The organism is Clavibacter lycopersici (genome assembly GCF_003576405.1).
In the GTDB taxonomy this organism is placed as follows: Bacteria; Actinomycetota; Actinomycetes; order Actinomycetales; family Microbacteriaceae; genus Clavibacter; species Clavibacter lycopersici.
The window spans coordinates 1-5,113 of the sequence record NZ_QWGT01000201.1; the positions used below are offsets into that span (position 1 = coordinate 1).

Consider the following 5,113-nt stretch of genomic DNA (forward strand, 5'->3'; position numbering starts at 1 on the left):
GGAGCGTCGGCAGGGCGATCCGCGGGACCTCCGGCAGGCGCCGACGGCGGGGCGGCGGGGCGGCGGAGCGGCGCCCGCGGGCGGCGCGGCGGCCGCGTTCCGGGGTCGCGTCGTCGTCGGGGGTCACGGCACGAGACTACGGGGCGCGTCCCGCAGCGCCGGAATCGGTCGCGGGAGCGAGGGCGCGAGCGGCCACGCCCGCGACGGTCACGGGCGGATCAGAAGATCATGGGCCGGTCGTCGTCGAGCTCGGTCTCCACGTCGAGGTCGACCGCCACCGGCACGTGGTCGCTCGGGCCGTCGCCCTTGCGCTCGTCGCGGTGGATCCGCGGCGCGTCCACGAGCTCGGCGAACCGGTCGTTCCCGAGGATGAAGTCGATCCGCATGCCCTCGTTCCTGGGGAACCGCAGCTGCTGGTAGTCCCAGTACGTGTACCCCTCGGGGATCGACGGCCGCACGACGTCGGCGAGCCCGGCCTCGAGGAACGCGGCGAAGGCGGCGCGCTCGGGCTCGGACGTGTGCGTCTTGCCCTCGAAGAGCGCGGGATCCCAGACGTCGGTGTCGAGCGGCGCCACGTTCCAGTCGCCCATGAGCGCGAGCGGCGTCTCCGGATCCGCGGCGAGCCAGGCGCGCGTGTCGGCCGCGAGCGCACCGAGCCACTCGAGCTTGTAGGAGTAGTGCGGGTCGTCGAGGGATCGGCCGTTGGGCACGTAGAGGCTCCAGAGGCGGACGCCCGCGACGGTCGCGCCCATCGCGCGGGCCTCGAGCGGCGACTGCCCGGAGGCGTCGGGCTTGCCGAACCGGGGCATCCCCTCGAACGTCGTGACGACGTCCTCGAGCGGCAGGCGGCTCGCGATCGCGACGCCGTTCCACTGGCTGAGGCCGTGCACGGCGACCTCGTAGCCGGCTTCCTCGAACGCCTGCATCGGGAACTGCTCCGGCTTGCACTTGATCTCCTGCATCGCCAGCACGTCGACGTCCTCGCGCACGAGCCAGTCGACGACGCGGCCCACGCGGGTGCGGATGGAGTTGACGTTCCAGGTGGCGACGCGCATGCGTCCACGGTACCGGGAGCGGGCAGCGCGGCCGGTCGCGGTCGGATCAGCCGATGCTGCCGACGCGCACCGTGACGGCCGCGAGCGCGGCGGCCTCTGCGCCGACCGACTCGGCCAGGCTCGCGCGGATCGCGTCGACCGCTGCGCGCGCGGTGTCGCTCGCGCGGCTCGACGCGTCCACCGCGATGGACGCCTCGACGAGCACGGTGCCCTCGCCGGTCTCCACGGTGACGAGCTGCTCGACGGCGGTGGAGGATCCGGCCACGACGCCCTCGACCACTTGCTGGGCGGCCAGCAGGATCGGCGAGCGCGGCGCGTAGACGTCGGCCACGCCCGGGACGCCGCGGAGGACCGCGGTCAGGTCGCGGGACAGGTCGGCAGGGTCGGGCAGCGGCACGGGGACGGGCGCGGGCACGCCGGCCGGCGCGTCATCGTCGAGGGTCATCTCCGGCCTCCTCCTGCACGGGACGCGCCTGCACGTCCACCACGGTCACGTCGATGCCCTCGACGCGCAGCTCGGTGTGCCGGAGCAGGGCCGCGTGGACCCGCTCCCGCACGCGCTGCGCGAGCTCGGGCAGCGGATCCCCCCACACGACGCTCATGGTGAGCGCCACCCGCACGGGCTCGCCGGCGCGCGTGACGTCGCCGTCGAGCGTGCACCGGCCGATGAGGACGCCCGGCACCTCGTCGCCCGCCTGCCGCACGAGGGTGCGCACGGCGCCCTCCGTGAGCGCGAGGCTCACCCCCGGATCCGGATGGGAGAGCGGGATGTCGCGGCCGGCGCGCGACTCGCGGCTGATGTGGGCGAGCACGCCGCGGAAGAAGTCCTCGTCCGGGGCGTCGGCCTCCTCCGCCTCGAGCTGCACGAGCTCGCGGCCGACGTCGCGCACGCGCTCGAGGGCGCGGAGGGCGTTGCGGGTCTCGGGGTCGTCCTCGTACGCCGCGATGCGCGGGGTGCGCCCGCGGTCGAGGTAGTCGGCGAGGGCGGCCATGTCGAGGGGCTCGCCGTCGGCGTCGAGCGCGCGTCCGCCATCCGGTCCGATGCCGCTCATCGCCAGGCCTCCATGCTCGTCATCACGGTGGTGCGCGCCCGGGAGAGCCGGCCGCGGATGGTCGAGGGCGTCGCGCCCAGCCTCTCGGCGATCTCCTCGTAGGAGAAGCCTCCCACCTCGCGCAGCATCCACACCTCGCGCTGCTCGCGGGGCAGCGCGTCCAGCACGCGGGCCAGCGCGCGCATCTGCGAGGACGTCTCGGCATCGCGCTCGGGGGACGTGAGCCGGTCGGCGATCTCGTGGTCGTCGATGTCGTCGACGGGGCGGCGGGCGCGGATCCGGTCGATGGACTTCCGACTCACGATCTGCAGCAGCCAGCTCTTCACGCGGTCGGGCTTCTCGAGCGTGGGCAGGCGGTCCCAGGCGGTGATGAGCGCCTCCTGCACGGCGTCGTCGGCGTCGGCGCGGGATCCGGTGAGCCGGATCGCGAACGCGCGCATGTACGGGGCGTGCCGGCGGACCAGCACCTCGAAGGCCCGGGCGTCGCCGTCGGCCGCGCGCTCGGCGAGGATCCCGTCGCCCGCGTCCTGCAACGAGGAGGAGAGGGCCATGCCGTACCTCCGTGTGCGCTGGGAGACGAGGGGGATCCGCGAGCGATCCGTGACGAACCGCGGCGTCCGAGCGTCAGATCAATGAGTACCACAGCATCGCCCGGACCGCCGGGCATCCACGAGGAGGAACCGCATGAGCGACACCAGCACCCCCACCCCCGCCGACGTCACCCGCGTCGCGCCCGCGAGCGCCGGGATCACGGGGAGCGTCCTCGCCGAGGGCGACACCACGGTCACCGACGGCGTCATCGCCAAGGTCGCCGGCCTCGCAGTCCGCGACATCCCGGGCGTGCACGCGCTGGGCGGCGGCGCAGCCCGCGTCATCGGCCAGCTCCGCGACCGCATCGGCCAGACCGACCTCACGCAGGGGATCGCCGTCGACGCCCAGGAGACCGGCGTCTCCTTCCAGGTGACCCTCGTGGCCGAGTACGGCGTGCCGCTCCAGGACGTCGCCGCCGACGTCCGCGCCGCCATCTCCGACGCCGTGACCGAGCTCGTCGGCCGTGCCGTGACGCGCGTGGACGTCACGGTCGCCGACATCGTGATGCCCGGCGAGGGATCCGACGACGACGCCGTCGAGGCCCCCGCCGTCTGACCTGCTCCCGCACTCCCCGACGGGCCCCCGTCCTCGCGACGGGCGGCCCGTCGTCGCGCTCAGGCGGCGTCCGCGGCACGCCGCGTCCGCCGGGCTCCCATCCGCCGGGCGTACCGTCGGGGGATGACAGACGCCACCGCCGCCGTGCCCGCCTCCGTCCCCGCCGCCGACGGGCCGCCCCGCGTGGCGCTGCTCGGCACCGGTGTCATGGGAGCGGGCATGAGCCGCTCGATCCTCCGCGCCGGCCTGCCGCTCACCGTCTGGAACCGCAGCGCCGGGAAGGCCCAGCCCCTCGCCGACGCCGGCGCCACCGTCGCCGACAGCGCAGCGGACGCCGTGCGCGACGCCGACGTGGTCGTCGTGATGCTGTTCGACCAGGACGCCGTGCTCGAGGTCCTCGCCGAGGTCGCTCCCGCGCTGCGGCCGGACGCCGTCGTCCTCCAGTCCTCCACCGTCGGCGTCGAGGGCACCCGCGAGATCGCGGCGCTCGCCGCCGAGCACGGCATCCGCTTCGTGGACGCGCCCGTCCTCGGCACGCGCAGCCCCGCCGAGCAGGGCCTCCTCGTGCACCTCGTCTCCGGATCCGAGGCCGACCTCGCCGTCGCGCGCCCCGTCCTCGAGGCGACCGGCTCGCGCACCGTGGTCGCCGGAACCGACGCGGGTCCCGGATCCGCCCTGAAGCTCGCGTGCAACGCCTGGATCGCCTCCATCACCGCGGCGACCGGCCAGTCGCTCGGCCTCGCCCGACTGCTCGGCGTCGAGCCGCGCCTCTTCCTCGACGCGATCGCGGGCGGCGCGGCCGACACCCCGTACGCGCACCTCAAGGGCGGCGCGATGCTGGCCGGCGAGCTGGCGCCCTCGTTCGCGCTCGACGGTCTGCTCAAGGACGTGACGCTGATGCTCGCCGCGCTCGACGGCGCCGACGCGCACGACTTCGACACGGCCATGCTCGAGGCGCTCCGCGAGACGTACGCGGAGGCGTCCGCTGCCGGCCACGGCGGCGACGACGTGGCCGCGGTCGGCACCGTCTTCGGCCTGCCGACCTCGTCCGAGGGCTGATCCGGTCGGCGTCCCACCCGCCCGTCGCACCGGCCGGGGCGGTCCCCCGCCCGTAGGATCGGCTGCGTGACGACCACCGACGCCCGCCAGCAGCTCATCGCCCACATCAAGGAGGACGCCGTCTTCCACGGCGACTTCACGCTGACGAGCGGCAAGAAGGCCAGCTACTACGTCGACCTCCGTCGCGTGAGCCTCGACCACCGCGTCGCGCCGCTCATCGGCCAGGTCATGCTCGACCTCATCGCGGACGTCCCCGACGTCGCCGCGGTCGGCGGCCTCACCATGGGCGCGGATCCCATCGCCGCCGCGATCCTGCACCAGGGCGCCGCCGTCGGGCGCGGCTACGACGCGTTCGTCGTCCGCAAGGAGCCCAAGGACCACGGCCGCGGCCGCCAGGTCGAGGGCCCGGACCTCCAGGGCAAGCGCGTCATCGTCGTCGAGGACACCTCCACCACCGGCGGATCCCCGCTGAAGGCCATCGAGGCGCTCGAGAAGGTGGGCGCGGAGATCGCCGCGGTCGCCGTGGTCGTCGACCGCTCGACCGACGCGCGCGAGGTGATCGAGGCCGCGGGGCACCGCTACCTGTACGCGATCGGCCTCGAGGACCTGGGGCTCGCGTAGTGAGCGGGCAGGTGCCCGGCGGCGGATCCGGATCCGGTCGCGACGACGACGACCCGTTCGCGGTCCGTCCCGCGACCGACGCCGACCGCGAGCGCCCCGCGCAGCCGCTCGCGCCGATCGGCTGGGGCCGGTCCGCCGGCCGTGAGCCGGTGCCCGCCGAGCGCGAGGCGCAGGGCGACT

8 protein-coding genes are annotated in these 5,113 nt (G+C 75.0%); 4 read left to right on the forward strand and 4 right to left on the reverse strand.

The features are described from left to right. Positions 1-218 precede the first annotated feature (218 nt). From DZG00_RS11985 to DZG00_RS12000, 4 genes are read right to left on the reverse strand one after another with little or no spacing between them, the layout of a single operon-like run. On the reverse strand, positions 219-1,055 hold the full coding sequence (locus DZG00_RS11985) for an exodeoxyribonuclease III (RefSeq protein ID WP_119455659.1): 837 nt from the start codon (positions 1,053-1,055) through the stop codon (positions 219-221). A gap of 46 nt (positions 1,056-1,101) precedes the next feature. After that, positions 1,102-1,500, reverse strand: coding sequence for a hypothetical protein (locus DZG00_RS11990; protein ID WP_119382648.1), 399 nt, complete (start codon positions 1,498-1,500; stop codon positions 1,102-1,104). Continuing rightward, positions 1,484-2,107, reverse strand: a complete 624-nt coding sequence (locus tag DZG00_RS11995; protein ID WP_119382647.1) for an Asp23/Gls24 family envelope stress response protein — start codon at positions 2,105-2,107, stop codon at positions 1,484-1,486. Before DZG00_RS11995 ends, DZG00_RS11990 begins: the two co-directional genes overlap by 17 nt. Further along, a complete protein-coding gene (locus DZG00_RS12000; RefSeq protein WP_119382646.1) occupies positions 2,104-2,658 on the reverse strand; it encodes an RNA polymerase sigma factor in 555 nt (184 codons plus the stop codon). Before DZG00_RS12000 ends, DZG00_RS11995 begins: the two co-directional genes overlap by 4 nt. 133 nt (positions 2,659-2,791) lie before the next feature. Here DZG00_RS12000 and DZG00_RS12005 point away from each other — a divergent pair, with 133 nt between their 5' ends. The 4 genes from DZG00_RS12005 to DZG00_RS12020 all read left to right on the forward strand — a co-directional run. Then, entirely contained in the window at positions 2,792-3,253 is a 462-nt protein-coding gene (locus tag DZG00_RS12005) for an Asp23/Gls24 family envelope stress response protein (protein ID WP_119382645.1), read from the forward strand. Between the two features lie 123 nt (positions 3,254-3,376). After that, entirely contained in the window at positions 3,377-4,312 is a 936-nt protein-coding gene (locus DZG00_RS12010) for an NAD(P)-dependent oxidoreductase (RefSeq protein WP_233549129.1), read from the forward strand. A 66-nt stretch (positions 4,313-4,378) separates the two neighbouring features. Continuing rightward, entirely contained in the window at positions 4,379-4,933 is a 555-nt protein-coding gene (gene pyrE, locus DZG00_RS12015) for an orotate phosphoribosyltransferase (RefSeq protein WP_119382644.1), read from the forward strand. Continuing rightward, positions 4,933-5,113 (forward strand): hypothetical protein (locus DZG00_RS12020; protein WP_199689814.1); only part of this gene is annotated, 181 nt, incomplete at its 3' end. The genes pyrE and DZG00_RS12020, both read left to right, overlap by 1 nt.

Bases quoted from the DNA above. Each gene is read 5' to 3' on its own strand.
- DZG00_RS11985 (WP_119455659.1), bottom strand. From the start codon at position 1,055: ATGCGCGTCGCCACCTGGAACGTCAACTCCATCCGCACCCGCGTGGGC.
- DZG00_RS11990 (WP_119382648.1), bottom strand. From the start codon at position 1,500: ATGACCCTCGACGATGACGCGCCGGCCGGCGTGCCCGCGCCCGTCCCC.
- DZG00_RS11995 (WP_119382647.1), bottom strand. From the start codon at position 2,107: ATGAGCGGCATCGGACCGGATGGCGGACGCGCGCTCGACGCCGACGGC.
- DZG00_RS12000 (WP_119382646.1), bottom strand. From the start codon at position 2,658: ATGGCCCTCTCCTCCTCGTTGCAGGACGCGGGCGACGGGATCCTCGCC.
- DZG00_RS12005 (WP_119382645.1), top strand. From the start codon at position 2,792: ATGAGCGACACCAGCACCCCCACCCCCGCCGACGTCACCCGCGTCGCG.
- DZG00_RS12010 (WP_233549129.1), top strand. From the start codon at position 3,377: ATGACAGACGCCACCGCCGCCGTGCCCGCCTCCGTCCCCGCCGCCGAC.